Consider the following 26831-nt stretch of genomic DNA (forward strand, 5'->3'; position numbering starts at 1 on the left):
TTTCTGGCTTATCGTTGTGCTCAATGGGCATAACCGGCCACTGCACGGCATCAAGGGGCAAGCGACGTGGACAAGTTCGATCAGGCAATTTTGAGCATCCTGCAGACCGATTGCACCCGGCCGATCGCCGAGATCGCCGACGCCATCGGCCTGGGCAGCACCGCGTGCTGGCGGCGGGTGCAGAAACTCGAAGAGCAAGGGATCATTCGTCAGCGGGTGGCCTTGCTCGACCCCCGGCACTTGAAGGTCACGGTGACGGTATTTGCAGCGATCCGCACCAATCAGCACAACGCCGACTGGCTTGAGCGTTTTCACGCGTTGATGGCGACGCTGCCGGAGGTGGTGGACTGCTATCGCATGGCCGGTGACACCGATTACATGCTGAGGATGGTGGTGCCCGACATCGCAGGCTATGACGCCGTGTACAAGCGGCTGATCCGGCTGCCCGGCATCACCGACATCAGCTCAAGCTTCGCCATGGAGCAGATCAAATCCACCACCGAGTTGCCGTTGAGCTACCTGAACTCGTGACGCCAGTAGGTGAGCGCTCTGTGGTGGGCGTCGGCCTGATGTCAGGTTCTGTAATGCAGCGCGGATTTTTGATTCAGGTCTTCCAGGCGGTCGACGAGTTCGTCCACCCGGTCGCGGACTTTGGGGGTGCTGGACAGGACGAGGGTGTGTTTTTCCACGTCGATGTCCAGAATAAACAGCGTCGAGCCCACGTCGACACCCAACTCTTGAAGCACCGCATCCGGAATTCTGATGGCGCCGTCGCCATTCCAGTCTTCGATCGTGACTTGTATCCCGCTCATCAGGCACTTCCTTATTGATTGGCTATCGCCGAATTTGTGCGGTGGGGCCTTTTCCTGAAGCAACGATCAAGCCACCGCGGTAGGTATGACCTGTGCAGGGCCTGCCGAATTCCTTTCAACCGATGACAGGGCTGCCACGCGGTATCAACCGCGACAGGCCTGCGCCCCTTGGGCCAGCCGGTTGCCCTTGGGCGTGCGCGTGGCAACGACGCACGCATTGTCCACGGAGGTCAGCACTAGGCCCTTGTCCCTGAGCGCGAGCAGCGTGGTGAAATCCAGCGGATTCACTTTGCAGGTCTTGGCGTCGTGAAGGCTTTTGAGCAGCTGCAGGGCACGTGAATCCAGTTGCATGGCCAGCGGCCTCCAGAGAGAAATGAAGATACTGGCGATTTGTCACCAGCGGGGGCCGACAGTTCCTTGGTGGAGGAAATATCTGTCCTACATTGCTAAAACATTGCAAAACGCGTTCCGCAGAGGGAAGGACTGACCGCAACGCCGGTGGTGTAGGAGCGCGCTTGCCCGCGATGGCTGGCGTCCTGTGAATAATGCATACGCTGACACACCGCAAATCGCGGGCAAGCGCGCTCCTACAAGGCGGGTGCATGATTTAATAGTTCACTCACTACGCGTATGACCGAAGTATCCCTTTGGTATACCATGCCAGGCATTCGTCGCTTGGAGTCCGCCTGATGCCTGATCATTCGCCCCACAATTCGCTGTCCAGCCTCGTGAAGCGCATTCGGCCGTCCGCCACGGCCGCCATTGCGGAGGCGGCGCGGCGTATGGCGGCCGAGGGCCGCGCGGTCATCAGCCTGAGCACCGGCGAGCTGGATTTCGACACCCCCGAACACATTCAGCAAGCGGCCATCGACGCCATGCGTCAGGGTCACACCCGCTACACCAGCGTGTCCGGCACTGCTGCGCTCAAGCAGGCGATCATCGTTAAATTCCTGCGTGACAATGGCCTGAGCTATGCGCCGGAGCAGATCATTGCGTCCACCGGGGCCAAGCAGATCATTTTCAACGCGCTGCTGGCGACGCTGGAACCGTCCGATGAGGTGGTTTTCGTCGCGCCGTACTGGGTGTCGTACCCGGAAATGGTCCTGCTGACCGGCGCCAGCCCCGTTGTCGTGATGCCCCAGCCGGCTGACGACTTCAAGCTGACCCCGCAGTCCCTGGCGGCCGCGTTGACCCCGAACACCCGCTGGCTGCTGCTCAATTCCCCCGGCAATCCGTCAGGCGCGCTGTACAGCCCCGAGGAGTTGCAGGCCTTGGGCGACGTCCTGCGCGACCATCCCCGGGTATTGATCCTGTCCGATGACATTTACGAGCCGATCGTGTTCGAGGGCCGTTTTGCCTCGTTCGCCCAGGCCGTGCCTGATCTGCATGACCGCACCCTGACCATCAACGGCGTCTCGAAAAGCCATGCCATGACGGGCTGGCGCCTGGGCTACGCGGGCGGACCGGCCTGGCTGATCAAGGGCATCGAGCTGTTGCAGTCGCAAAGCACCACCAATCCTTCGTCCATCAGCCAGGCCGGCGCCGTTGCCGCACTCAATGGCCCGCAGGACTTCATTGCCCACTGGTGTGATCGCCTGCGGGCGCGGCGCGATCATGCGGTGGCAGCGTTCGCCAGCGCCCGGCCGCTGCTGAATGTCGTCAGCCCGCCGGCCGCGTTCTACCTGTACGTGGAATGCGGCGCGTTGATCGGCAAACGGACCCCGAACGGGGAGGTGATCGCCAGTGATGTCGACCTCTGCCGTTACCTGCTGGAAGACGGCGGGGTGGCGGTCGTACCCGGCACCGCGTTCGGTCTGGCGCCGTATTTTCGGGTGTCCTACAGCGTCAGCGACGAAGACCTCGCGCTGGCCTGCCAGCGGATCGTCGATGCCTGCAAGGCGCTGGTCTGATGGCCGGTTCAGTGCCCGAGGGCTTGCCGGCGCCGGACTGGGCCCAGGCCGATGCGTTGTTTTTGACGTTGCACGCCCTGAGTTTCGACGGCGTCGGCATTACCCGTGACAGCTACGGCCCCGGCGAGCAGCGTGCCCATGACCTGCTGCGCCAACAGGCGGAACTGGCCGGGTTGCGGGTGTCGGTGGATGCCGCGCTGAACCTGTACATGACCTTGCCTGGCCGGACCCCGAACACCGCGGTGGTCATGACCGGTTCGCACCTGGATTCGGTGCCCCGTGGCGGCAATTACGATGGCGCCGCCGGTGTGGTGGCCGGCCTTGCGGTCTTGAGCGGCTGGAAAAAAGGCGGTTATCAGCCAGCGCACGACGTCACCGTCATGGCCATCCGCGCCGAGGAAAGCGCCTGGTTTCCGGTCTCGTATGTCGGCAGCAAAGCCGCGTTCGGGTTGTTGCCGGCCCAGGCGCTGGAAGCCACGCGTGCGGACAGCGGCCAGCGCCTGAGCGAACACCTGTCGCGTCTCGGCGGCGATCCCCACAGTGTCGCCACGCAAGTCGCCGCCCTGAACCCGGCCACCATCGACTGCTTTGTCGAGGTGCACGTCGAGCAGGGCCCGGTGCTGATCGAGGCCGGTGTGCCGCTGGGCGTGGTCAGTGGCATCTGCGGCAGCCTGCGCTATCGGCGGGCCAGGGCAACCGGGTTTTACGCGCATTCCGGCGCCACCCCGCGCAGCCATCGGCGGGACGCGGTGGTGGCGGTCAGTCAGCTGGTGGTCACGCTGCAAACCCTGTGGCGTGCCATGGAGCGCGAAGGGCATCAGTTGACCGTAACGGTGGGCCAGTTCGCCACCGATCCGGTCCAGGCTGACTTCAGCAAGGTGTCCGGGCACGTGGATTTCTGCATCGACCTGCGCTCGGAGCAGCCCGCGACCCTGGCCCTGATGGATGAGCGATTGCAGCGTGCGCTGACGGACATCTCCGGTGAACACGGCGTGACGTTCGACCTCGGCGAACAGACCCGGAGCGCGGCGGGCGTGATGGCCTCGCAGCTGATAGCGGACCTGCACGGCGCGGCACACGCGTCAGGGCTGCGAACCCTGTCCTTGCCCAGCGGCGCGGGCCACGATGCGGCGGTGTTTGCCGGGCAGGGCATCGACACGGCCATGCTGTTCATACGCAACGCCAACGGCAGCCACAACCCGGACGAAGCCATGAGCATCGAAGACTTCCGGGACGCGACTCAGGTGTTGGGACGAGTGCTGGCCAAGCGCGCGGGGTGAACCCAACCCCTTGTAGACATGAGCGTGCTCGTGATTCGATATTCGTAGCCCGGACAATGAGGCGGCTGTACCGGCCCCTTCGCGGACAGGTCCGCTCCCACGGGTTCTGAGGCTACCGACAAATGTCCGGCCATTCACCTGCGCTGTAGGAGCGCGCTTGCCCGCGAAGGGATTGACCTGACGCCAGGGAGGGGCGGATGGACGGGCCTCATCGCGAGCAAGCTCCCTCCCACCCGATGACGTCAGGGCGCGATGTCAGGGGGCGCCGAAGATCAAGGTGGGCGAAATCACAGCTGGCTAAAGCGGTTGATGATGCCCTGGCGGACACTGTCGATGTGCGCGGCGGCGGCTTTCTGTGCGGCGTCGGGGTCATTGGCGCGCAGCGCTTCGATGATCGCCAGGTGTTCCTGATAGCCGACCTTCAACGCCTGCACGATTGACAGGTGTTCCTGATGCGCGCTTTCAAACCGCTCGGGCGCCACGCTCAGGTTGAACATGCGGGTCTTCAGGCGCAGGGTTTCGATGTACTGGGTCAGCAACAGGTTGCCGCTGTAGTGCGAGATCATCTGGTGCAGTTGGCTGTCAACCGCCCAGTCTTCTTCGGCGTTGGGCACTTCGGCGTCCAGCAGGCGGCGCACGCTGTCTTGCAGCGCATCGAGTTCGGCCAGCGGCACTCGACCTGCCGCCAAGCGTGCGGCTTCGGCTTCCAGGGTGCGGCGCACGTGCAGGGTTTCGATCAGTTCACGGATGGAAAACTGCCGGACCACCAGCGTGCGGCCGGCGGTGCGGCTGATCAGGCCTTCGTTTTCCAGGCGGGTGAGGGCGTCGCGCACCGGGGTGCGGGAGATGTTCAGCAGTTCGGCCAGCCGGCGTTCCTGCAGGACAGTATTGGCGGGCAATTCACGATTGATCAGCATCTGCAGCATCGCGTCGTACGCTTTGGCGCTGAGGTTTTGTTCCCGTTCACCGAGGAAGTCGGCCGTGGATTTTATCGGTTCCATAAGTCACTTCACACAAGGGGTGTCAGACAAAGGTGGATTGGCAGCCGGTAAACGGGAGCGGCTGCCAATGACGGCCCGGATTTTACGCTGTGTCGCTCACCGCGCGATAGCACGGGTTGCCACTTGTCCGGCGATCACTGCGCCAGCGAACGCACCGGCTCCTTGGGCATCGGGTCGTAGCCGATCAGGTCGGTGGTCAGCTTCGCGTAGGTGCCGTCGGCTTTCATCTCGGCCAGCGCCTTGTTCACCGCCGCCACCAGGTGGGGCTTGCCCTTCTTGAACGCAAAGCCCTTCTGGATATGGCTGACGTAGTCGTCGGTCATGGCGATGGGCAGACCCACGTGCTTGATCAGGTAGGCGCCGGTGATGGAATCGGTGATGACCGCATCGACGTTGTGGTTGGCCAGGTCCTGCACGGTGTCCGATTCGGACTTGTAGCTCTTGACCACGGCGCCGTGTTCTTCGGCCAGCACGGCGTAGGTGGACGACACCTGGGTGCCGACACGCTTGCCCTTGAGGTCTGCGGCGGATTTGATCGGCGAGTCCAGCGGCGTCAGGATCCGCGCGCCGGATTCAATCCAGCCATCGGAGAAAATGATCTGTTTCTGCCGTGCCGGGGTGATGTCCATCGCGGCCGTGCTGACGTCGAACTGGTTGGCTTCCAGGGCCACCAACAGGGAATCCCACTGCACCAGCATAGGGGTGTATTCCAGGTTCAGGCGCTTGGCGATCTCTTTCATGACGCGGATTTCCAGGCCGTCCAGTTGGCCATTAGGGCTGCGCATGGTGAACGGCGGGAAGGTGCCCAGCGTGGCGACTTTCAACTGGCCAGGCTTCAACAGCTCCAGGTCATCGGCCGCCGCGTGGGCGCCGAAGCTCAGGACCGACAGGACAGTGAACAGCTTGAAAAGGCGTTTGACATTCATGGGTGCGTATTCCTTGGCAATTTCGGGGGTGGCGTCGGCGATTCAGCTCAGACGCACCTGGCGGCGTTCCATCCACGACGATAACTGCGTCAGGATTGTGGTCAGGACCAGGTAGATCACGGCGGTGGCGATGAAAAACTGGAACGGGCGGAAGGTCGTGGAAATGATCGTCTGCGCGTACAGCGTCAGGTCGACCACGGTGATGGTGGAGAGCAACGAGGTGTTTTTCAGCGCGGCGATGGCTTCGTTGGTCAGCGGCGGCAGGATGATGCGGAACACCTGGGGCAGAACGATGCGCACCATGGTTTCCGGGTGGCTCATGCCCAGCGCTTGCGACGACTCGAATTGTCCCTGGGGAATGGCCAGCAGCCCGGAGCGAATGATCTCTGCCACGTAGGCGCCGCTGTTGAGGCCCAGCGCGATGACGCCGGCCATGAACGGCGAAGGGTTGATGCCCAGCTGTGGCAGGCCGAAGTAGATGATGAACACCTGGATCAGTGCCGGCGTGCCGCGGATGAACCACACGTAGAAACTGGCGATGCCCCGCAGCAGGCTGAAGTCCGAGCGTTTGCCCAGTACCGCCAGCAGGCCGAAGACCCAGCTCAGGACGATGGTCGCCACGGTGATGAGCAAGACCAGCCACGCGGCTTCCATGAAGCCTGCGCCATATAGAACGATGTCGCTGTACAACTGACTCATTCGGATGTCTCCACGGCTTTGGGCGCGATGTCTTCATGCAGGATGCGTTTGAGGAACTGGCGCAGGCGTTCGTTCTTCGGGTTGCGCAGCACTTCTTCGGGCGGGCCGTCTTCGGCGATGCAGCCCTGATCGAAATACAGCACCCGGGTGGCGACGTCCCGGGCGAAGGCGATTTCGTGGGTCACCAGCAGCATGGTCATGCCTTCGGCGGCCAGGGACGCAATCAGCGCCAGTACCTCGCCCACCAGTTCCGGGTCCAGGGCCGAGGTGGCTTCGTCGAACAGCATCACCTTGGGTTTCATCGCCAGCGCGCGGGCAATGGCTACCCGTTGCTGCTGGCCGCCGGACAATTTGCCGGGGTATTGATCGCGTTTTTCGAAGAGCCCGACCTTGGTCAGCAGTGCGTCGCCTTCCTTGATGGCCTGGGCCTTGGGGATTTTCAGGACGCGCATGGGCGCTTCGATCACGTTTTGCAGCACGGTCTTGTGCGGCCACAGGTTGTAGCTCTGGAACACCATGCCGATCTGCGCGCGCAAGGCACGCAACTGGTCGGTTGTCGGCTGGGCGCGGGCGCCGTCGCGGAAATCGAAGGAGAAATCCTGAAACTCCATGAAGCCCTGCTGGGGCATTTCCATGACGTTCAGGCAGCGCAGAAAGGTGCTTTTGCCCGAACCGCTGGCGCCGATGATCGACACCACTTCGCCGGGATAGACATCCAGCGCCACGTTCTTGAGCACGTGCAGATCGCCGTAGCTCTTGTGCAGCTCTTTGATGCGCAGCATCGGTTTGACGGCTTCGGTCATGGGGTCATTCCTGAGCGGGAAGAGGGTGGATGACCCAGGCGATGTCGCTGGGCTGACGGTCGGCGCCGTTGATGGGCGTGATGTCCTGCGGGCAGGCCGACAGCACCACCATCACGTCCATGTCGGCGCGCAGGGTCACGCTGTCACCGGCGGCGGAGCGCGGCGGTACACGTTGCACGCTGCCGTCTTCGGCCACCGGGACGTTCATGAACAGGTTCAGCGACGCCGGGGTGTAGCTGCAGTGCAGGCCTTGTTCGGCCAGGGCTTCGTGGAAGTTGTCGGTGCAGCTGCGGTGATACTCGGTGCAGCCTAGCTCTTGATAGATGGCGCCGTTGCACGGGCAGAGCTGGGTGTCGTGGCGACCGGGGGAGGAGTCTTCGATCAGCGTCAGCATCGGCCGGCGCAGGCTGCTGACCAGGGTCATGCCCTTGTCGAAGAAGATGTTGCTGTTGATCGAGCGGGTGTGTTCCAGCGCGCTGCACTCGCTGGCGTCGTTCAGGTTGACGGCCCACGTATCGACCACCTGACTGCCGTGCAGGTTGATGATGCGGATGGCCTCACCCTTGCAGAGCTTGATGGCGGTGCCACGGGAGGCCTTGAGGATCTGATGAAAATCATCAGGGGGCGATGAAGGTGGCATGTCGTCCTCGCTTGCTGGAACAGATCGCAGAAGGCGCTCAGTTCTGGTAGATTTTCGGTATACCAATGGAATGCAAGGTAAATGCCATTGTGTCATCCCCGCCGAAAACCGTGAGAGCACCATGAACCAATGCTTGATGCCACAACCCATCCACGCTGCCGGGATCGAGATCCTGCGCACGGCGGGCCTTGAGCCGTTGATTGGTGAAGACGCCTGTCTCGGCGCAGACCCGGACCGCGTCGTGGCCGCCATTTTTCGCAGCAGCCGGTTCGGTCGCCCCGAGATGGAGCGCTTCAAAAACCTGCGCGTCATTGGGGTGCACGGTGCGGGCGTCGATAACATCGACCTGACGGCGGCGCGGGATTTGGGGATTCCGGTGTTCAACACACCGGGCCGCAACGCGCGCTCCGTGGCTGAGCACGCCATCGGCTTGATGTTCGCGTTGAGCAAGCAGCTGTTGGCCAGTGATCAGGCGGCGAGGGCGGGGAACACGGCGTTCCGTTACCAGGCGCCGCTACGAGAATTGCACGGGCAAAGGCTGGGGCTGGTGGGTTTCGGCGCGATCGGCAAGTCCACGGGTGTGCTGGCGTTGGCACTGGGAATGGAGGTAGACGTGCTGGCGCGCAGTGCTACGCAAGAGCAACTGAACGCGTTGGGAATGCAGCGGGCGGAGAGTCTTCAGGCGTTGCTCAACCGCAGCGATATCGTGTCCCTGCACCTGCCTTCGGTGCCGCAGACCTATCACCTGATCGGCGCCGAGCAACTGCGTGCGATGAAGCCTTCGGCGTGGCTGATCAACACCGCCCGCGCGCCGCTGGTGGACGAAGCCGCGCTGATCGATGCGCTGCACTCGGGGGTGATTGCCGGCGCCGGGCTGGACGTGTACGCCTATGACCACATGGCCGCCGGCTACCCGCTGCTGCACCTGCCCAACGTCGTGCTGACCCCCCACACCGGCGCCTCCACCGAACAATCCCTGATCCGCATGGCCCACGCGGTGAGCGAAGGGGTGGTGCAGGTGTTGGCGGGTGGTGAGGTGCCGGATCGGGTGGCGTAGCCGTCAACAGACACCAATCTGGTTCACGGTGCCAATTGAGCGGTGAGCCACTTCTGCCGAAGGCGTGGGAGCGAGGCTTGCCCGCGATCTGCCGGGAACCGGCAGCAAACCTCGCGATGCGGTGCTGCCTGACACAACGGGGGCGTCCGGTTTGGGGGCCGCTGCGCAGCCCATCGTCGGCAAGCCGGACTCCCACGGCCTGCGGCCAGAATCAAAAGCCAGGGCGCCGCGCCTCTTAGCCAATCACCTTCGCCATCGGCGCGATCTGCACGCCGTTGCTCTGCAGCAATGCGCGCAACTGCCGGGCCATAGTGGTGGCGCCGGGGGTGTCGCCGTGGACGCAGACAGTGTCGATCCGCACCGGCATGCGGGTGCCGTCGACAGTGGTGATGGCCTGGTCTTCGATCATGCGCAGGACCCGGGCGGCGGCGATGTCGCTGTCGTGGATCACCGCGCCCGGCAGTTTGCGCGAGACCAGGTTGCCGTTGGCCGCGTACGCGCGGTCGGCGTAAATCTCCCGGGCCATGCGCAGGCCCAGTTGCTCCCCGGCGCGTTCGGTTTCAAGGCCGGGCATCACCACGAAAATCAGATCCGGATTCACCGCCTTGATCGCCCGTGCCACGGCCATGGCCAGCTCAGGCTCGTCATTGGCCATGTTGCCCAGCGCGCCGTGGGTCTTGACGTGCTGCAAGGTGTGGCCGGCGGCCTGGGCCAGCGCCTGGAACGCGCCGATCTGGTAGATGATCTGGCGTTCGATCTGCGCCGGGCTGTCGCCGCGTATCTGCCGACGACCGAAGCCGTGCAGGTCGAGAAAGCTGGGGTGGGCGCCCACGGCGACGCCTTTTTCCCGGGCCAGGGCGGCGGTGTCGAACATGATGTCCGGGTCCCCGGCATGAAACCCGCAAGCGATATTGGCCGAGCTGACGATGTCGAGCATCGTGCTGTCGTCGCCCATCTGCCAGGCGCCGAAGCCTTCGCCCATGTCACAGTTCAAGTCGATCAGCATAAAGTCACCTATGAGACGATCAGCGTCATCGTGAGTCAGTCCAGTCCCGGCAGTATGACCGGGCCATCGCAGGGTGTCAGGGGTATCTTTCACCCGCGCATGTTGACAGAATACTTTGGGTATTCCAAAAGCATTCCAACTTTCAGCCGGAGCTTTCAAGCAGTGAAAACCGAGGAGCAGGCGTCGTCTTACCGAATTGCAGCCATCGCCGATCATGCGCTGTCCATCGACTTCGGTGAAGTGATCGATGCCGCGATCAATCAACGCGTCACCGCGCTGGCCAAGCGGGTGGTTCAGGCGCAGATCCCGGGCGTCACCGGCCTGATCCCCACCTACCGCGCGTTGAACGTGGCCTACGACAGCACGCGCATTCGTCAGGCCCGCCTGCGCGAGCACCTGGAGCGCCTGCTGGCCGAGCCCGACGCTGAAGCCGACCCGGTGCGCTGCTGGGAAGTGCCGGTGGCCTACGGCGGCGACCAGGGGGTTGATCTGCAGTGGCTGGCCGACCATCACCAGCTTGATCCGCTGGACGTCATCCGCCGGCACAGCGCGGTGAATTATCGGGTGTACATGATTGGTTTCATGCCGGGGTTCGCGTACCTGGGCGGGCTGGATGAACGCCTGCACACCTCGCGCCGGGAATCACCGCGTCTGAAAACCCCGGCCGGCTCGGTCAGCATCGGCGGCATGCAGACCGCCGTGGCCTCGGTTGAAGCCCCCAGCGGCTGGCACCTGATCGGGCGCACGCCGGCGCGCAGTTTCGTACCGTCCCGGGAGCAGCCGTTCCTGTTTCGCGCCGGTGATGAAGTCCGTTTCGTCCCCATCAGCGGCGACGAGTTCGACGACCTCTGGGCGCAGCCCGATTACCTTCCGCAATGGACTTGGCGCACATGAGCAGTTTCCACGTTTTGAATCCCGGCCTGCTGACCACGCTGCAGGACCGTGGCCGCACCGGTTTCGAGGACCGTGGCGTGCCGCCGTCCGGCGCGCTGGATGAGCTGAGTTTCGCTCTGGCCAACGCCCTGGTGGGCAACCCGGCCGGCACCGGCGCGCTGGAGTTTACGCTGGTGGGCGGTCAGTTTCGCGTGGGGCAGGGCGGCTGCGTGATCGCGGTCACCGGTGACATGCAGGTGTTCATCGACGATCAGCCCGTCGCGCCCTATCAGTGCCATGTATTACACACCGGTGCGGTGCTGAAAATCGGCCGCGCGCTGAGTGGCGCACGAGGCTATCTGGCCGTGGCCGGTGGTTTTGCCGCCGAGCCGGTGCTAGGCAGCGTCTCGACCCTGATGCGCGGCGCACTCGGCGGTTTTGCCGGGCGTGCGCTGGCCAAGGGTGACGAATTACCCCTGGCGTCGCCGTCGCAATACCTGCCGCTGGCCGCCCGCGAACCGGGCCAGCGCCTGCTGCCGCAGCGCGAGCGTGAGCCGTTGCGCGTGGTGCTGGGGCCGCAGCAGGGGCATTTCAGCGACGAGGAGATTCGGCGCTTTCTCAGCGAGTCGTTTCAGGTGTCAGGGCAGAGCGACCGCATGGGCTATCGCATGACCGGCCCGGTGATCGGTCATCTGAAAGGCTTCAATATCATCTCGGACGCGATCAGCACTGGCAGCGTGCAGATCCCCGGCAGCGGGCAGCCGATCATCGCGATGCACGACCGGCAGACCACCGGCGGCTATCCGAAAATCGCCACGGTGATTCGCGCGGATCTGGCGCGGCTGGGGCAACTCAAACCTGGGGATTGGCTAAGCTTTGCCGAAGTCTCGGTGGAGGACGCCGAGGACCTGTGGTGTGAGCGTCAGGTGTTGCTTAACGCGTACCTGGACGAACTGCTGATGCGCTATCGCCGGCGCAGTTGATGCGTGCAATATCTCCATTTGTTGGAGCGAGGCTTGCCCGCGAAAGCGGTGGGTCAGGTATGAATCTTTCGCCTGACACACCCCTTTCGCGGGCAAGCCTCGCTCCAACAGGAGCGCGTCGAGCGGATGTCGCGCTTACTTGATGATCGAACGAATCGGCTCTTTCGGCGCCGGGTCGTAGCCCACCAGATCCAGGGTCAACTTGGCGTAGGTGCCGTCGGCGTTCATGTCCGCCAGCGCCTTGTTCACCGCCTTGGCCAGGTTGTTCTTGCCCAGTTTGAACGCGAAGCCCTTCTGGATATGGCTGACGTAGTCGTCGGTCATGGTGATGGGCAGGTGCACGGTTTTGATCAGGTACGCCGCGCTGATGGAATCGGTGATCACCGCGTCGGTGTTGTGGTTGATCAGGTCCTGGATCGCGTCGGATTCGGCCTTGTAGTTCTTCAGCACGCCGCCTTTTTCCTCGGCGATGGCGCTGAAGGTGGTGGACACCTGCACGCCGACGTTCTTGCCCTTCAGGTCAGCCGCCGATTTGATCGATGAACCCACCGGGGTGACCACACGACCGCCCGATTCCAGCCAGCCGTCGGAGAACAGAATCTGCTCCTGACGCTTCGGGGTGATGTCCATCGCTGCGCTGATCACGTCGAACTGATTGGCCGCCAGGCCCACCAGCAGGGCGTCCCACTTGATCAGCACCGGGGTGTATTCCAGGTTCAGACGCCGGGCGACTTCTTTCATGACGCGGATTTCCAGGCCGTCCAGCTGACCGCCCGCGCTGCGCATGCTGAACGGAGCGAAGGTGCCTTCGGTGGCCACCAGCAATTTACCCGGGCGGATCAGCTCCAGCGGTTCGTCCGCGCTCGCCCAGGTGCCAAACGTCAGCACCGACAATGCCGCGAACATGTGAACGATATTTCTGACTTTCATGGTCACGCTCTCTTTGCTGGTTAGTGTTGAACGCGGGGTCGCGGCAAGGGCAGGCCGGGGCTTTATTCCGTCAAGTCAATCAAGTCATTCAAGCATTGTTCGCCGTACGCAGCCGCTCGCTGGCCAGCAGCGACATGAATTCGCTGAGCACCGTGGCCCCCAGCAACGAGGTGATCTGGCCGGCGCCTTCGTACATCGGGCTGATCTCGGTGACGTCACAGCCCACCAGATTGATGCCGTTGAGTGCGCGCAGCAGGAGCAGGGTTTCCCGGGCCGAGGGTCCGCCGGCTTCCGGGGTTTCCACCGCAGGGGCGAAGGCCGGATCGACGAAATCCATGTCGAAGGTGATGAACGTCGGGCGCCCGCCGGTGCGTTCGCGAATGCGTTCGGCCAGGGCCGGGATGCCCATTTCGAACATCTGGTCGGTGGTCACCACCTCGTAGCCCAGATCAATCGACTGGGTGATGTCGGTCGGGCGGAACAGCGATCCACGCAGACCGATCTGGATCGAGTGGGCCGGATCCACCAGGTTTTCTTCCACCGCGCGACGAAACGGCGTCCCGGCGCTGTACAGCTTGTCGGCGAAATACTTGTCCCAAGTGTCACTGTGGGAATCGAATTGCACCAGGGCCACGGGCCCGTGTTTGGCGGCCACCGCGCGCAGTTCACCGAGGGTCACCGAGTGGTCGCCGCCGATTGCGAACGGCACGATGCCAGCGTTGACCAGCCCGGCCACGGCCTGTTCGATGCGGTCCAGGCAGTCTTCCTCGTAGCCCGGCACCACGGCGGCATCACCGGCGTCGGCGATGTTCAGGGTTTCGAAGATGTTGATGTTGTCGCGGTACGGGCTCACCGGCCGCAGCATCACCGACATGGCGCGCACGGCGTTGGGCGCGAAACGCGCGCCGGTCCGGAACGCTGCGCCGGAATCGGAGGGCAGGCCGATAACGGCGGCGTCCAGGCCTTCCAGCGTGGTCGCCATGGGCAGGCGCATGAAAGTCGGCACGCCACAGAAGCGTGGCGTGGAGAGGGAATCGGTGGGTAATACGCTCATGTCGTGCTCCGAAGGCTCAGCAATTTTTTACGGCCGGTGGCGAATTCAGGCGTCACCGGCCGACGTCGGGTCAGGGGATTACGCAGGCAGCACGATGGCTGCACGCGGGTCGCTGGCCAGCGCGCGCAAGGCCACGGCCACTTCTTCCAGCTCGGCGCCTTGCAGGTCCAGCAGCGGCTGACGCACCGAGCCGCCCTTGAAGCCGCGCAGGTTCATGATCGCCTTGGTGGTCTGCGGCTGGCCGTGCTTGCGCGCCAGTTCCCGCAACGGGAACCACAGACGATGCAATTCGATGGCCAGCTTGGCGTCGCCGTTCTGAATCGCGCGGAACGTCGCCAGGATCAGCTCGGGCAAGGCGCCGCTGTTAGTGGAGCTGATACCGTCGAAGCCGGCCATCATCGGGCCGCTGAACACCAGGTCCGAAGCGCAGAACAGGCGCACCTTGCCGCCCAGCTTGTTGGCGATGCGGTCGATGACGGTCGGGGTCAGGTCGCCCTGTTTCAGGCCCACCACGCCTTCAATCTGCGCCAGTTGCTCGATCACCGGCACCGACAGGGTGATGCCGATGCCCGGAGCGTTGTAGATCAGGATGCCGGTCTTCGACAGCGGGGCCATCTGCTTGAAGAAGCTGACGATCTGCGCGTCGGTGATCTCGGACACGAACGGCGGGGTAACCATTGGCAGGCCGCCCAGATCGCCCGCCAGTTGCGTCAGTTCCCGCACCACGCGGCTGTCGGAGCCTGCGGTGCAGAGCATCACCGGGACGCGGTCGCCGACGATCGCCATGACCTTGCGGAACATGTCTGCGCGCTCTTCAACGGTCATGACCGGGAATTCGCCGTAGGTCCCGCCGATCAGCAACCCGTCATAACCCAGCGCGATCACGCGCTCGATGTTCTCGGCCATGGCCGGGTAATCGAACTCTCCGGCGGCGGTGAACGGGGTGACGGTGATGTTGAAGATACCGTGGAGACGTTCGCGACATTCTTGAAGGGTCTGCATGGGGGTTCCCTGGGGCTGGATGTAAGAGTGATCCAATATTGTATTATTTGTAATCATATATACAATGATTTTCTTGAGCGATGTCGCACGCTGTGTGTGCAAACGGGTGTGGGGTCGCGGCGAGGGTCCTTGGTAGGATGTGCGCACTTAATTGTCGAGGTTCACCGTCCATGGCTTCGTTACCGGGTCAGAACAGCCGCCGTCTGGCCAACCAGATTCTTGATTTCGTGCGCAAGGCGAAATTCGAGCCGGGGCATCACCTGCGCGAACAACAGATCGCCGACTTGCTCGGCGTCTCGCGCACACCGATCCGCAATGCGCTGAAATTGCTGGTCGAGCAAGACATTGTCGAAGCCCGGCGCAACCAGGGCTTCTTTCTGCTCAAGCCGTTCGATGCCCTGCAACGGGTGGAGCTGAGCGTCTCATCGAGCCTGGTGGAATCGCTGTATGAGCGGCTGGTCAACGACCGGCTCAGCGGCGAGATCGCCAATTCCCTGACCCAGACCGAGATCGCCCGGCGCTATGACGTCGACCGCGTCACGCTGATGAAAACCCTGACGCGCCTGGCCGAGGACGGTCTGCTGATTCGCAACAAAGGTCACGGCTGGAGCTTTCTGCCGACGCTGGACAACGACGAAGCGCTGCGCAGCGGGTACCGGTTTCGCCTGATGGTGGAGCCGGCCAATTTTCTGCAGCCGCAGTTCCGGCCCAACGCCGCGGCCCTTGAGCGCTCGCGCCTGCAGCATCTGTATCTGGCCGGTCACGCGGATTCCGCGGCGGTCAGCAACGCACAACTGTTCGACACCGATGCGCAGTTTCACGAGATGTTCGCCGAGTTTGGCGGCAATACCTTCGTGATCCAGGCCATCCAGCAACAGAACCGCCTGCGCAAGCTGCTGGAGTTCGCCGGTTACGCCAACCGCCGCCGCGTGCGCGACTGGTGCACCGAGCATCTGGCGATCATCGACGCGGTGGCTGACGGGCGATACGCCGAGGCCAGCGAGTTGATGCGCAGCCACCTGACACACGCCGATGACGCGGCGCAACCGGGCAAGAAACCGGCGCGCAAAACGCCGGCAAAACCCCGCGCGCCGCGCAAGGCCGCGGGTGTCCCGATTCCGGGTTAGCTCCGCCAGGGGCGGCCCATCCTGTAAAGAGAGAGGTTTTCATGGATTTTGGTTTGCAAGGTAAACGTGCGCTGGTATTGGGCTCCAGCCGTGGTCTGGGCCTGGCGATTGCCCGCTCACTGGCCGCCGAAGGCGTTGCGGTCACGTTGTGCGGACGCCGTCAGGAAGCACTCGCCGAGGCTGCCGCTGCCCTGAACGCCACCGGCGCCGAGGCCGATTATCTGGTGCTGGACCTGGCCGACCCTGCTCAACGCAACAGCGCACTGGACACGCTGCTGGCCGACGGCCGCGGCTACGACATTCTGGTCAACAACGGCGGCGGACCTGCGCCCGGCGCGGTGGCGTCGGTGGCCACCGCACAGTGGCAGGGCGCGTTCGACAGCATGGTCAGCGCGCTGTTTGAAGTCACCGCGAAAATCCTGCCCGGCATGCGCGCGCGGGGCTGGGGCCGGGTGATCAATGTCGTGTCCTCCGGCGTGGTCCAGCCGATTCCGAACCTGGGCATCTCCAACACCTTGCGCGCCAGCATCATTGGCTGGGCCAAGACCCTGGCCGCTGAAGTGGCCGCAGACGGCGTCACCGTGAACTCGGTCATCCCCGGTCGCATCGCCACCGCCCGCGTCGGTGAGCTGGATGAAGCCGCGGCCAAGCGCAGCGGTTCTACGGCTGCTGCGGTGGCCGAAGCGTCGCGCAACACCATCCCCGTCGGCCGCTACGGCGATCCCGCTGAATTCGCCGACGCCGTGGCCTTTCTTGCCAGCGCCCGCGCCGGTTACATCACCGGCACCAGCCTGCGGGTTGATGGCGGCCTGATTCGCAGCATCTGAATACCTGGTAGGCACTGAGTCGTCCGCGCTGCGGTGCGGACGGTTTTGCTTCGGCCTCAGTTGCTCTATCTGTACCTATCTATGCAATTACGGGAGCTAACCGTTATGTCTACACCGCCTCTGGCGCAGCGCATGCGTCGTGTCCGGCCGTCGCCGACCGCTGAAATCTCCGACAAGCTCCGGGCACTCACCGCCGCCGGGCATTCGGTGATCAACCTGGGCGAGGGCGAGCTGGATTTCCCTACCCCGGCGCACATCGCCCAGGCCGGGATCGACGCGATCAATGCCGGTGACACCAAGTACACCGCCGTCCCCGGCAGCGCGCGTCTCAAACAGGCGATCATCGACAAATTCAGGCGCGAGAACGGTCTGGACTACACCGCCGCCGAGGTGATTGCGGGCGCCGGCGCCAAGCAGCTGATCTTCAATGCACTGATGGCCACGGTGAATCCGGGCGATGAAGTGATCATCGCCGCGCCTTACTGGGTCTCGTACCCGGACATGGTGTCCCTGGCCGAAGGCGAAACGCGGATCGTCCAGTGCCACGAGGCCGATGGCTGGAAACTGCAACCGGCGGCGCTTGAAGCGGCGATCACCGAGCGCACTCGCTGGGTGCTGCTCAATTCCCCCAACAACCCGACCGGCGCGGTGTACAGCGAAAGCGAAATCCGTGCGCTGACCGACGTGCTGTTGCGCCACGAGCACGTGCTGGTGCTGGCGGACGACATCTACGAGCACACCCGTTTCGGCCAGCCGTTTTTCACCCCGGCCCAGGTCGAGCCGCGTTTGTTGCCGCGTACTTTGACGGTCAATGGCCTGTCGAAAGCGTTCTCCATGACCGGCTGGCGCATCGGTTACGCCGGCGGCCCGACCTGGCTGGTGGATGCGTTGCAGGTCTTGCAGTCCCAGAGCACGTCGAACCCGAGTTCCATATCCCAAGGCGCCGCGATTGCTGCGCTGGACGGCGGCACCGGGTTCATCGATGAGTGGATCGACACACTGGCCGAGCGTCGCGACCGGGTGCTGGACAGCATCGGCCGCATCGACGGGCTGAGCTGCGCGATGCCGGAAGGGGCGTTCTACCTGTTCGTCAATTGCCAGGGCATGTACGGCAAGCAGACGCCGGACGGCAAGGTCATTGCTTCAGACCTGGATTTCGCCAGCTACCTGCTGGACGCGGCGAAAGTCGGCACCGTGCACGGCTCCGCCTTTGGCGCGCCGGGTTACCTGCGCATCGCGTACGCGGTGGATGATCGCGTGCTGGACCAGGCGTGCCAGCGGATCGAAGCGGCGTGCCGCGATTTGGCCTGACGATCGTTCCCACGCTGCGTTGATCGTACCCACGCTCTGCGTGGTAACGCCTTGAACGACGCTCCGCGTCACGGGGACGCGGAGCGCCCAGCCGGCATGCCCACGCGGCACGTGGGCATGATCCGATCATCCGGGGCAGGTCAGATCAGCCGCAATGGCCGTTCAAGAGTCCCGAGCACGCGGTGGCCGGTTTCGGTGATAACCACGGTTTCGCTGACGCCCACGGTGAATTCGCCGTAGATGCGCAAGGCAGGGGGGATGTGGAAGGTCATGCCCGGTTGCAGCTCGGTTTTCACGCCGGTGTACAGGCTGAGGATCGAGCCTTCGCCCCAGTCCGGCGCGAAGGAAATGCCCACCGAGTAACCGGTGCGTTTCTTGAACGCATCGGTAAAGCCGGCTTTGTCGATGACCGCCTGACAGGCGATGTGGGACGCTTCGCACGGCTCGCCCGGACGCAACGCATCCAGCGCCGCCTGCAACGCGTCCTGGCAGACTTTTTCCATTTCCACCGCAATCGCCGGCGGCGTGCCCAGCCAGGCACAGCGCATCAGTGCGGCGTGGTAGCGGTCGTGGCTGGCGGCCATTTCCAGGAACGCGGGCTCACCGGCTTGCAGCGTGCGTCGACGCCAGGTGCCATGGGGGATGCCGGTGCGGGGGCCGCTGGAGACCAAGGGTTCCATGCCCATGTATTCGGAGCCTGCGGCAATCGAGGCCTGCAGCATCGCCGCCACCAGGTCATTTTCGCTGGCGCCTTCACGCACGGCGTTCATGCCCGCGCGCATGCCGGCGTCGACATAACGCGCAGCGAATTCCAGTTTTTCCACCTCGGCCGGGGATTTCACCGCCCGCAGTTTTTCCACGATGCCGGCGGCGTCATGGATCGCGCCCAGTTTGCCTTGCAGCGCCTCGTAGACCGCGATTGGCAAAAACCAGCCACGTTTGTCGATGGCAATCCGGCGCTGGCTCCAGCCTTTTTGCTCGATGGCCGCCACCAGGAAACTCACCGGGTCATCGCCGTCCAGGTACACCGACGCGTCGCTGATGAAGGTGTTGGCGATAAAATTGAAGTACTCCAGCTGGCGAATGACGAACATCGGCTCGCCGTCCACCGGCAGCACCAGCGCCTGAAAGGTGTAGTAGCCGGGGGTTTGCTGGCCGGTCAGGTAAAAAATATTCTCGGGGCCGGTGACGATCATCACGTCGATGCCGGCGTCCACCATGTTGGTTTTGGCGCGACGAACGCGTTCGGCGTATTCGTGTGCAGCGAAGGCCGACTCGCTGCCTTGGCGTACGTTGACGGGGGGCGTCAGGTTCATCAGAAACTCCGTATCAGTTGAGTTTTTTCGAGATCAAGGGTGATGCCCAGTCCCGGTGCCGTGGGCATCCAGGCCTGGCCATCCCGGTAGAACAGGGGGCTGGCGGGGTCGTCATTCAAACCGTCAGCGCCATACAGCTCGGCGAAGCGCGGCTGGGTGGCGCAGGCCGCGTGCAGCGCGGCGGCGGTGGCGGCTGCGCCTTCGTTCATCTGGCCGATCATGCAGGTGACGCCGGCCTGGGTCAGACGTCGAGCCGCCGCCACACAAGGCGCGATGCCGCCGAGCTTCACCAGTTTCAGGTGCGCCCAGACTTTCCCTCCGAGGGCGCACAACCGGTCCACGTCTTCGTTGCCGGCCAGGCCTTCGTCGATCATCAGCGGCAGCGGGCTGTGCTCGGCCAGACGTTCCATCGCGTCCCAGTCACCGGCGGCGATGGGTTGCTCGACGTAAGCCAGATCAAACCGCGCCAAGGCCTCGAGACGAGGGAGCGCTTCGTCTTGCGACCACTGGCCATTGGCATCGGCGGCCATTTTGATGCTGTCGCCAAAGCGCTCGCGCAACGCCTGCAAGCGACTCAGGTCCTCGTCGAAACGGCCCACCGCGATGCGCACTTTGAGGTCGCGAAAGCCACGATCCACGTACGCCTCGGCCTGGGCCAGGAAGACCTCCATCGGCGACCAGAACAGCGTCTGGTTGCTGGCATAACGGATGTCAGCGGCCGGCGCGCCCAGCCACTGCGCCAGGGGCGAACCGGCCCGACGCGCCAGCAGGTCATGCAGCGCGCAGTCGATCAGCGTACGCACCGGCATGCTCAGCCCGGCCGCCCACTGCGGCATCTGCGCCAGCAACGGGGCAGGGTCCTGCTGCCAGGACACCTCCGACAGCGCTTTCAACGCCTGGGCGATCACTTGGTCAGGGCTGTAGCCGTTGAGGTACGCGATGTTGATCCGCACCTCGCCGACCGCCTTGTGCTCGCCGTCGTCCAGGCACAAATACAACGCCTCAAGCGCGCCGACACTGCCGGACGCCGCGGTGTGCAGCTGCACGCCGTTGCCGTAATGCAGGTCGGCGCGGCGCAGTGAGGCGCTCAGGCTCATGCCTGCTCCAGCGGCATCATCTGCAGCGCGATGTCGCGGTAGATCAGGCTCGCCGCGATGAATTCGTCGATGGGCACGAACTCGTCCGGTTTGTGCGCCACCGCCAGGGTGCCGGGGCCGATGACCGTGCCGGTGGTGCCCAGGCTGCGGAAGTGCACCAGGTCACAGCCGCCCTGAAAACCGAACGGTCCGGCGTTGCCGTGGTTGTGCTCGCGGCACGCGGCCAGGCTGGCCTGGACGATGGATTCTTCCAGCGCGGTTTCAGTGGCACCGCCGGTGGTGGGGATGTACTCGAGCACTTCAGCGCGCACGCCGAATCGCTCGTTGGCCAGGGCCAGCAACTGGTCGATTTCGGCCTTGACGTCCGCTTCGGTTTCGCCGGGCACCATGCGCCGGTCCAGCAGCAAATCGCAGGCGCCGGGCAGCACGTTGTCGGCATGGCCGCCGTTGATGCGAGTGACGGTCAGGCTGGCTTCACCCACCAGCGCGTGGCAGTGGCATTTCACCGAGTGCTCGTGGTGTTGCTCGATCAGGCCCAGCAACTGGCCGGCGCGGTAGATCGCGTTCTCGCCCAGGTGCGGGGTGCCGGAATGCGCGGTCACGCCGTGCACGCGAACGAGCGGGCGCAGGCTGCCCTTGTGTGCGGTGAAAGCCGAGTTCGAGGTCGGCTCGCCAATCACGGCGAAGTCGATGTGCGGCGGCTGATTGGCCACGTAGTGCTTGGCGCCTTCGCTGGCGATTTCTTCGTCGGCGGTGAACACCGCCATCAGCGTGCCGGACCACTGCTCGCGGCGGGCAATCAGCAGGCGGGTGGCTTCGATCATCGCCACCATCGGCCCTTTGGCGTCACAGCTGCCGCGACCGTACAGCTTGCCGTCCGCTTCGTGGAGCACGAACGGGTCGGTCTTCCAGCCGTCACCGGCCGGGACCGTGTCGATGTGGGTGTTGAAGGCAAAGGTCGGGCCCGGGCCGTTCTCAAGGCGGGCGATGACGTTGACCCGGCCGGGTTTGTACTCGGACAGCGACAGGTCAAAGCCTTCGGCTTCCAACAGCACTTGCAGGCAGCGGGCCGCTTCCAGTTCGTGGCCCGGCGGGTTCTCGGTGTTGATCGCGACCAGGGTGGCGAGGTCGCGTTTCATGCGGGCAAAGTCGGGTTGCTGGTTCATGGCAGGGATCTCAGTGCAGGATCTGATCGAGAAAGTGGCGGGTGCGCGGGTTGACCGCACCGCCAAAGAAGTCGGCATTGCTGGCGTTTTCGATGATTTCGCCGCTTTCCATGAACACGATGCGGTCGGCCGCACGGCGGGCGAAGCCCATCTCGTGGGTCACCACCAGGCTGGTCATGCCATCGCTGGACAGTTCGGCCATCACGTCGACCACTTCACGGATCATCTCCGGGTCCAGGGCCGAGGTCGGCTCGTCGTAGAGCATGACTTTGGGTTTCATGGCCAGAGAGCGGGCAATCGCCACGCGCTGTTGCTGACCGCCGGAAATCTCGTCCGGGTAGGCGTCGGCCTTTTCCGGGATGCGCACTTTGCCCAGCAACTCGACGGCGATGTCGTGGGCGTCGGCGCGGCTCATGCCGAGCACTTTCATCGGCGCGAGCATGATGTTTTCCACCACCGACAGGTGGGAGAACAGCTCGAAGTTCTGGAACACCATGCCGATGTCGCGGCGCAGCAGGTGCACGTGGCGTTTGTCGTAGTTGATGTGCCGGCCTTCGAAAAACAGGTCGCCGCCATCGGCCGGTTCCAGCTGATTGACGCAGCGCAGCAGGGTCGATTTGCCCGAGCCCGACGGCCCGATGATGACCACGGTTTCGCCGGTGTGGACGTTCAGCGAACAGTTCTTGAGCACGTTGAACGAGCCGTAGCTCTTGTCGATGCCGATCAGTTCCAGCAGCGGTTTGCCGGTGGCCGAGGGATTCTTTTGCATGGGTAATTGCTCCTGGCTGACAGTGGCCCTAGCGAACGGAGGCGCCGCGTGAGGTGCCGAGCATGCGTTCGGTCAGGCTGGTGCGCGGGCCCTTGCGGCGTTTTTTCGGGTCGAGCCGGCGTTCGATCAACGCCTGGACCGCCATGAACAGGGTGGTCAGGACCAGGTAGTAAATGCCCGCGGCGGTGAGGGCTTCGAAGTAGCGGAAGTTGGAACTGGCGGTCTGGTTGGCCACCAGCATCAGTTCTTCGACGGCCACCACGGACACCAGCGCGCTGAGCTTGAGCATGCCGACCATCTGGTTGCCGATAGGGGGCAGAATCATTCGCGTGGCCTGGGGAATCACCACGTGACGCAGCACCGCGAAAGGCTTCATGCCCAACGCCAGGGCGGCGGTGCGCTGGCCTTTTTTCACCGCCTGCATGCCGGAGCGGATGATCTCGGACATGTAGGCGCCTTCATTAAGCGACAACGCCAGCACCGCGCTGACCATGGCCGACAGGCGAATGCCGAAGGTCGGCAGCACGTTGTAGATGAAGATGATCTGAAACAGCACCGGCGTGCCACGGAACAGCCAGAGGTAGATCAATGCCACCGTGCGGCCGACGCGGGTCTGGCTGTCTTGCAAGAGGGCGAGCACGACGCCGACGCCGACGCCGAACACCAGGGAATAGAGGGTGATGAGCAGGGTAGTGACGGCGCCGTGAAAAAACGCCGGGGATATCAGGTATTGCCAAACCAGTTCAAGCGACATGGTGCATCCTCAAATAACGTGGCCGGGCGCTGACGGTGCAGCGCCACGGCTACTCGGTGATCCGCTGTCAGTCGAACAGCGAAACCGTTGCAGGAAACTTCCATTTTTCGATGATCTGTTTGTACGTCCCGTCTGCGACCACTTCCTTGAGCGCCGCCTGCAATGCATCGCTCATGGCCGTGTTGCCCTTGGCCACGGCCATGCCGATCCGGGTTTCGGATTCAAACTCCGGGCCCACGGTTTTGTAGACGCCCGGCACATCGCGCAGCATCTGCACCACGCCTGGCGTGGAGTCGAAGGTGGCGTCGGCGCGACCCTGGCGCAGGCTCAGGGCCGATGCCTGGGCGGTGGGCAGGGTCTGGACCTTCACGGCTTCCAGGCCCGCGTCCTTGCAGCGCTTGTCATCCTGGCGCGCGTAGGTTTCTTCGATACCGCCCAGGGTCACGGCGACGGTCTTGCCGCACAGCGAGTTGTCGCGACCGGTGACTTTGGCCGGGTTGTCCTGGGTCACCACCACCTGATTGCCGATGCGCAGGTACGGCACGAAATCCACCTGGCTCGCCCGCGCCTCGTTCATGTACATGGCCGAGTTGATCAGGTCCACGCGCTTGCCTTGCAGTGCCGGGATCAGGCCCTGAAACTCCATGTTCATGGGGGTTGTCGTGAGGTTCATTTTCTTGCTCAGCGCGTCGATCAGGTCGATGTCGAAGCCGGTGAGCTTGCCGTTGGCCTGAAACTCGAACGGCGCGAACGTCGCGGCAGTGCCGTAGGTGAGCGTGCCAGGGGTCATGACCGGTGCCGCCGGCGCCGCGTTGACCAGCGGCGCGGCGAGCAGTGCGGCCATCACGGTGACAGCGCGCAGGTTGAAGCGAGACGTTGTGTTCATGTCATTCTCCAGAAACATCATTTATTGCACTAGTTGTGGCAACAAGTGCAAATTATCCCGTGGTTGCGATGAGCCCTTGGAGGGCATGCCGCTCTTATTTGGTGCGGTGATCGGGGACTTGCGGCGAATCCGGCAGGAAGGGTGACACCCAAACGGGTTTCACAAAGGTAAACAGCAATATGCATTCCATGTTGTTGAATGTGTGCGAACGACCGCCTTCATGGCTGCAGGACCGGGTGCGTCGTGCCGGTGGTGGCCAAGGCCGCCAACAGAAAATCAGTGATCAACGGATGGGCCTGCCCGCTGCGCGAGCCAAGTTCCGGATGGCCCTGCATGCCTTTATAGAACGGATGCCCCGGCCACTCGATGGCGTCGACCACCTGCCCGGTGAGGTCGGTGGCCAGGATCTCGAGCCCGGCGGCGCACAGCGGCGCAATCAACGCCGAATCGAGACTGAAGCGGTGGTTGCAGCGCACCGTGGGGTGGGTCTGGAAGTGCTGCGCCACGGCCGGGTCAGCGAATTTCAGGGGTTGTGTCCCCAGGCGATGTTCGGCCAGGCCCGGCGTACCGGCCATGGGCGAAAAGCTTTTGATCGGCGCGTCGGGCGCGGCTTCGGCCATGTTGGCGTCTTCCAGGCCAGGGCAGCCCTGCGCCAGGGCGGTGGTCATCGATTGCATGCCCAGGCACAAGCCCAGCGTGGGGATCATCCCGCGCAAGCCCGTTCTCGCCGCCTCGATCTGGCCCGGCACGTTGAGCATGTCCGAACCGCCCGGCAGGACGATGCCGGTCACCGAGGCCAGTTGCGAGGTGTCCAGCTGTACAGGAGAGACGAATCGCACCCGCAGGTCGATGTGCGCAGCGTCCGCGGCATCGCCCAGGGCGGCGAGGGTGGCGGGGTAAACGTCGGTTTGATCGGACTCGGCACCGATCAGCACTACCGTCAGCCGGTGTCTGTCCGGCGCCACCGGCAGGCGATCCTGGGCACGGCCCCAACGGCCTAAGCGGTCGCGGCCCCAGTGCCCGTAGCGAGTCGGCTGGCCCTGGGCGGTTTGCACGTCCCAACCGCCATCGACGCTGCGCCCGGTCAGGTGAATGACCCGAATGCCCTCGGCGTCGGACTTGGCCAGCAGTTCATCAAGCAGCGCTGGGTCCTGAAACTGCGGATGCCAGGGCACCACCACCGAATCCCGACTGGCCGTGTCGATAATCTCGTCAACGCTGCTGGCGGGTAACACGTCCCGCCCGGTGACCCGTTCGTACCAGAGCAAACCGCTGGGGACCAGCGCACCCGCTGCGGCCACCATCTGCACGGTGTCAGCGCCGTCGGTGGCCTTGAAGTCCGCCGGCAGGTGCATCAGCGGCGCATCGTCCAGTTGCGCGACGCTGGCGGCCAGCGCGCCGAACAGGGCAGGGCTGCAGTGTGCGTGAGTGATCAGCGTGAGTGCCATTGAAAATCTCCCTGGTGGCGCGGGCAGGCGCGACGATGCATGGATCAAGAGTGTCTCTTTCGGCTCGATAGGGATAGCATGTATTTTTTGTTTCATTCGAAAGAAATTCTTATGGATAGTCGTTACCTCAAAAGCCTGCTCGCCGTCATTGACTGCGGCTCCATCGCCGATGCGGCGCGCACTGAAGGCCTAACGGCTGCGGCGGTCAGCCAACGCATTCAGGGGCTGGAACGCTCGCTGGGTTTCCCGCTGTTGTCCCGGGTCGGGCATGCCGCCAAACCCACGGAGGCCTGCGTGGCGCTGTTGCCCAGGGCGCGCCACATCGTCCGCCAGGTGGAGCTGTTGTCTGGTGACGCGGACCTGAGCGGGATGACCGGTTCGCTGCGCATCGGCGCCATTTCCACCATGCTCACGGGGTTGCTGCCCAGCGCCTTGCTGGAGCTGAGTCGGCTGGCGCCGGGCATCCAGCCGTCGATTCTGCCCGGCACCTCTCGCTCCCTGTATGCGGCGCTGCAGAATGGCGAGCTCGACGCCGCGATCATCGTTGCGCCGCCGTTCGAGCCGCCGAAGATGTTCCGCGTCGCGCCCTTGCACCGGGAGCGGCTGGTGCTGGCGTCCAAGGCGCCGCCCACCGAAGGCATCGCCGAGGTGCTGCAGTCTCATCCGTACATCTGCTATGAGCCCAAATCCTGGGGCGGGCTGCACGCCGAGCGTTACCTGAACGACCACGGCCTGGCGTTGACGCCGCTGTTCAGCCTCGACGGCCTGGAGGCGATTGCGATGCTGGTGGCCGACGGCGTCGGTGCCAGCCTGGTGCCGCAATGGGCGGGGCTGGACCGGCTGGCGCAGGATTTCAACATCACCCCGGTGGGCGACGGCTACGACCGGCAGATCGTGTTGATCATGCTGGCCCATACCGACCGGCCGCGGATGCTGGAAGCCTTGCTACAGGCGCTGGCCCGACGCTGAGGTGGTTTGGCCGGTCCGCGTGACTTTTGGCTTTTGATTCTGGCCGAAGGCCGTGGGAGCGCAGCTTGCTCGCGATGGGGCGCGGAGCGGCCCTGAAGGCAGGCGACCTGGGTGTATCAGGCACATCGTCGTCACCGGTTTGCTGCCGGTTCCCGGCAGATCGCGGGCAAGCCACGCTCCCACGC

28 protein-coding genes are annotated in these 26831 nt (G+C 64.0%); 10 read left to right on the forward strand and 18 right to left on the reverse strand.

All coding sequences use genetic code 11. From position 1 onward, the window contains the following. Nucleotides 1-66 precede the first annotated feature (66 nt). Nucleotides 67-531: an Lrp/AsnC family transcriptional regulator gene (locus ABQX22_RS04285; RefSeq protein WP_349796826.1), complete on the forward strand. Its 465-nt coding sequence runs from the start codon at nt 67-69 to the stop codon at nt 529-531. A 41-nt stretch (nt 532-572) separates the two neighbouring features. On the opposite strand, the gene ABQX22_RS04290 is transcribed toward ABQX22_RS04285, so the two are convergent. Both ABQX22_RS04290 and ABQX22_RS04295 read right to left on the reverse strand, forming a co-directional pair. Then, complete coding sequence (locus tag ABQX22_RS04290) at nt 573-812, reverse strand: AbrB/MazE/SpoVT family DNA-binding domain-containing protein (RefSeq protein WP_349796828.1); 240 nt, start codon at nt 810-812, stop codon at nt 573-575. 144 nt (nt 813-956) lie between these two features. Continuing rightward, nucleotides 957-1163, reverse strand: a complete 207-nt coding sequence (locus tag ABQX22_RS04295; RefSeq protein WP_349796830.1) for a hypothetical protein — start codon at nt 1161-1163, stop codon at nt 957-959. Between the two features lie 338 nt (nt 1164-1501). Here ABQX22_RS04295 and ABQX22_RS04300 point away from each other — a divergent pair, with 338 nt between their 5' ends. Beyond that, the gene (locus tag ABQX22_RS04300) at nt 1502-2722 is read left to right on the forward strand and encodes a pyridoxal phosphate-dependent aminotransferase (RefSeq protein ID WP_349796832.1); all 1221 of its coding nucleotides are present in this window, start codon (nt 1502-1504) and stop codon (nt 2720-2722) included. Beyond that, on the forward strand, nt 2722-4002 hold the full coding sequence (locus ABQX22_RS04305) for a Zn-dependent hydrolase (RefSeq protein WP_349796834.1): 1281 nt from the start codon (nt 2722-2724) through the stop codon (nt 4000-4002). Before ABQX22_RS04300 ends, ABQX22_RS04305 begins: the two co-directional genes overlap by 1 nt. A 287-nt stretch (nt 4003-4289) precedes the next feature. Here the strand turns inward: ABQX22_RS04305 and ABQX22_RS04310 are convergent, their stop codons facing one another. The 5 genes from ABQX22_RS04310 to ABQX22_RS04330 form a co-directional block, all read right to left on the reverse strand. Next, a complete protein-coding gene (locus ABQX22_RS04310; RefSeq protein ID WP_349796836.1) occupies nt 4290-5003 on the reverse strand; it encodes a GntR family transcriptional regulator in 714 nt (237 codons plus the stop codon). 134 nt (nt 5004-5137) lie between these two features. Continuing rightward, complete coding sequence (locus ABQX22_RS04315) at nt 5138-5929, reverse strand: transporter substrate-binding domain-containing protein (RefSeq protein ID WP_349796837.1); 792 nt, start codon at nt 5927-5929, stop codon at nt 5138-5140. Nucleotides 5930-5971: 42 nt separating this feature from the next. After that, a complete protein-coding gene (locus tag ABQX22_RS04320) occupies nt 5972-6628 on the reverse strand; it encodes an amino acid ABC transporter permease (RefSeq protein WP_349796839.1) in 657 nt (218 codons plus the stop codon). Then, nucleotides 6625-7431 (reverse strand): amino acid ABC transporter ATP-binding protein, encoded by an 807-nt coding sequence (locus tag ABQX22_RS04325; protein ID WP_349796841.1) that lies wholly within the window; start codon nt 7429-7431, stop codon nt 6625-6627. Before ABQX22_RS04325 ends, ABQX22_RS04320 begins: the two co-directional genes overlap by 4 nt. A 4-nt stretch (nt 7432-7435) precedes the next feature. Beyond that, complete coding sequence (locus ABQX22_RS04330) at nt 7436-8071, reverse strand: urea carboxylase-associated family protein (protein WP_349796843.1); 636 nt, start codon at nt 8069-8071, stop codon at nt 7436-7438. A 121-nt stretch (nt 8072-8192) separates the two neighbouring features. Between ABQX22_RS04330 and ABQX22_RS04335 the strand changes: the two genes are divergently transcribed. Then, nucleotides 8193-9128, forward strand: a complete 936-nt coding sequence (locus ABQX22_RS04335; protein WP_349796845.1) for a hydroxyacid dehydrogenase — start codon at nt 8193-8195, stop codon at nt 9126-9128. A gap of 235 nt (nt 9129-9363) precedes the next feature. Here the strand turns inward: ABQX22_RS04335 and ABQX22_RS04340 are convergent, their stop codons facing one another. Beyond that, a complete protein-coding gene (locus ABQX22_RS04340; RefSeq protein ID WP_349796847.1) occupies nt 9364-10134 on the reverse strand; it encodes a LamB/YcsF family protein in 771 nt (256 codons plus the stop codon). A gap of 162 nt (nt 10135-10296) precedes the next feature. Here ABQX22_RS04340 and pxpB point away from each other — a divergent pair, with 162 nt between their 5' ends. Together pxpB and ABQX22_RS04350 are read left to right on the forward strand one after the other, a co-directional pair. After that, the gene (gene pxpB / locus ABQX22_RS04345; protein ID WP_349796849.1) at nt 10297-11028 is read left to right on the forward strand and encodes a 5-oxoprolinase subunit PxpB; all 732 of its coding nucleotides are present in this window, start codon (nt 10297-10299) and stop codon (nt 11026-11028) included. Beyond that, nucleotides 11025-11990 (forward strand): biotin-dependent carboxyltransferase family protein, encoded by a 966-nt coding sequence (locus ABQX22_RS04350; RefSeq protein ID WP_349796851.1) that lies wholly within the window; start codon nt 11025-11027, stop codon nt 11988-11990. The genes pxpB and ABQX22_RS04350 overlap by 4 nt, the downstream gene beginning before the upstream one ends. Before the next feature lie 135 nt (nt 11991-12125). Here the strand turns inward: ABQX22_RS04350 and ABQX22_RS04355 are convergent, their stop codons facing one another. From ABQX22_RS04355 to ABQX22_RS04365, 3 genes are all read right to left on the reverse strand, one after another. Further along, nucleotides 12126-12920, reverse strand: a complete 795-nt coding sequence (locus ABQX22_RS04355) for a transporter substrate-binding domain-containing protein (RefSeq protein WP_349796853.1) — start codon at nt 12918-12920, stop codon at nt 12126-12128. A gap of 88 nt (nt 12921-13008) precedes the next feature. Further along, nucleotides 13009-13974, reverse strand: a complete 966-nt coding sequence (speB, locus tag ABQX22_RS04360) for an agmatinase (protein ID WP_349796855.1) — start codon at nt 13972-13974, stop codon at nt 13009-13011. Nucleotides 13975-14052: 78 nt separating this feature from the next. After that, nucleotides 14053-14976 (reverse strand): dihydrodipicolinate synthase family protein, encoded by a 924-nt coding sequence (locus ABQX22_RS04365; protein ID WP_349796857.1) that lies wholly within the window; start codon nt 14974-14976, stop codon nt 14053-14055. Nucleotides 14977-15146: 170 nt separating this feature from the next. Here ABQX22_RS04365 and ABQX22_RS04370 point away from each other — a divergent pair, with 170 nt between their 5' ends. The 3 genes from ABQX22_RS04370 (at nt 15147) to ABQX22_RS04380 (ending at nt 18241) form a co-directional block, all read left to right on the forward strand. Beyond that, nucleotides 15147-16103 (forward strand): GntR family transcriptional regulator, encoded by a 957-nt coding sequence (locus tag ABQX22_RS04370; protein ID WP_349796859.1) that lies wholly within the window; start codon nt 15147-15149, stop codon nt 16101-16103. 41 nt (nt 16104-16144) lie between these two features. Further along, nucleotides 16145-16930, forward strand: coding sequence for an SDR family oxidoreductase (locus tag ABQX22_RS04375; RefSeq protein WP_349796861.1), 786 nt, complete (start codon nt 16145-16147; stop codon nt 16928-16930). A 105-nt stretch (nt 16931-17035) separates the two neighbouring features. After that, nucleotides 17036-18241: a pyridoxal phosphate-dependent aminotransferase gene (locus ABQX22_RS04380; RefSeq protein ID WP_349796863.1), complete on the forward strand. Its 1206-nt coding sequence runs from the start codon at nt 17036-17038 to the stop codon at nt 18239-18241. 140 nt (nt 18242-18381) lie between these two features. On the opposite strand, the gene ABQX22_RS04385 is transcribed toward ABQX22_RS04380, so the two are convergent. The 7 genes from ABQX22_RS04385 to ABQX22_RS04415 all read right to left on the reverse strand — a co-directional run bounded on the left by ABQX22_RS04385 (nt 18382) and on the right by ABQX22_RS04415 (nt 25677). After that, nucleotides 18382-19557, reverse strand: a complete 1176-nt coding sequence (locus ABQX22_RS04385; RefSeq protein ID WP_349796865.1) for a M24 family metallopeptidase — start codon at nt 19555-19557, stop codon at nt 18382-18384. Further along, nucleotides 19557-20654 carry a mandelate racemase/muconate lactonizing enzyme family protein gene (locus tag ABQX22_RS04390; protein WP_349796867.1) on the reverse strand — a complete coding sequence of 366 codons (1098 nt, stop codon included), beginning with the start codon at nt 20652-20654 and terminating at the stop codon, nt 19557-19559. Before ABQX22_RS04390 ends, ABQX22_RS04385 begins: the two co-directional genes overlap by 1 nt. Continuing rightward, entirely contained in the window at nt 20651-21820 is a 1170-nt protein-coding gene (locus ABQX22_RS04395; RefSeq protein WP_349796869.1) for a M20 family metallopeptidase, read from the reverse strand. The genes ABQX22_RS04390 and ABQX22_RS04395 overlap by 4 nt, the downstream gene beginning before the upstream one ends. A gap of 10 nt (nt 21821-21830) precedes the next feature. Next, nucleotides 21831-22589 (reverse strand): amino acid ABC transporter ATP-binding protein, encoded by a 759-nt coding sequence (locus ABQX22_RS04400; RefSeq protein WP_441005241.1) that lies wholly within the window; start codon nt 22587-22589, stop codon nt 21831-21833. A 28-nt stretch (nt 22590-22617) separates the two neighbouring features. After that, nucleotides 22618-23343, reverse strand: a complete 726-nt coding sequence (locus tag ABQX22_RS04405) for an amino acid ABC transporter permease (protein ID WP_349796871.1) — start codon at nt 23341-23343, stop codon at nt 22618-22620. A 67-nt stretch (nt 23344-23410) separates the two neighbouring features. Continuing rightward, complete coding sequence (locus tag ABQX22_RS04410; protein ID WP_349796873.1) at nt 23411-24229, reverse strand: ABC transporter substrate-binding protein; 819 nt, start codon at nt 24227-24229, stop codon at nt 23411-23413. A gap of 218 nt (nt 24230-24447) precedes the next feature. Continuing rightward, complete coding sequence (locus tag ABQX22_RS04415; RefSeq protein ID WP_349796875.1) at nt 24448-25677, reverse strand: glutamine amidotransferase-related protein; 1230 nt, start codon at nt 25675-25677, stop codon at nt 24448-24450. A 111-nt stretch (nt 25678-25788) separates the two neighbouring features. Here ABQX22_RS04415 and ABQX22_RS04420 point away from each other — a divergent pair, with 111 nt between their 5' ends. After that, nucleotides 25789-26646: a LysR substrate-binding domain-containing protein gene (locus ABQX22_RS04420; RefSeq protein ID WP_349796877.1), complete on the forward strand. Its 858-nt coding sequence runs from the start codon at nt 25789-25791 to the stop codon at nt 26644-26646. The last annotated feature ends 185 nt before the right edge of the window (nt 26647-26831 follow it).

It is taken from the genome of Xanthomonas sp. WHRI 1810A (genome assembly GCF_040202885.1).
Classification (GTDB): domain Bacteria; phylum Pseudomonadota; class Gammaproteobacteria; order Pseudomonadales; family Pseudomonadaceae; genus Aquipseudomonas.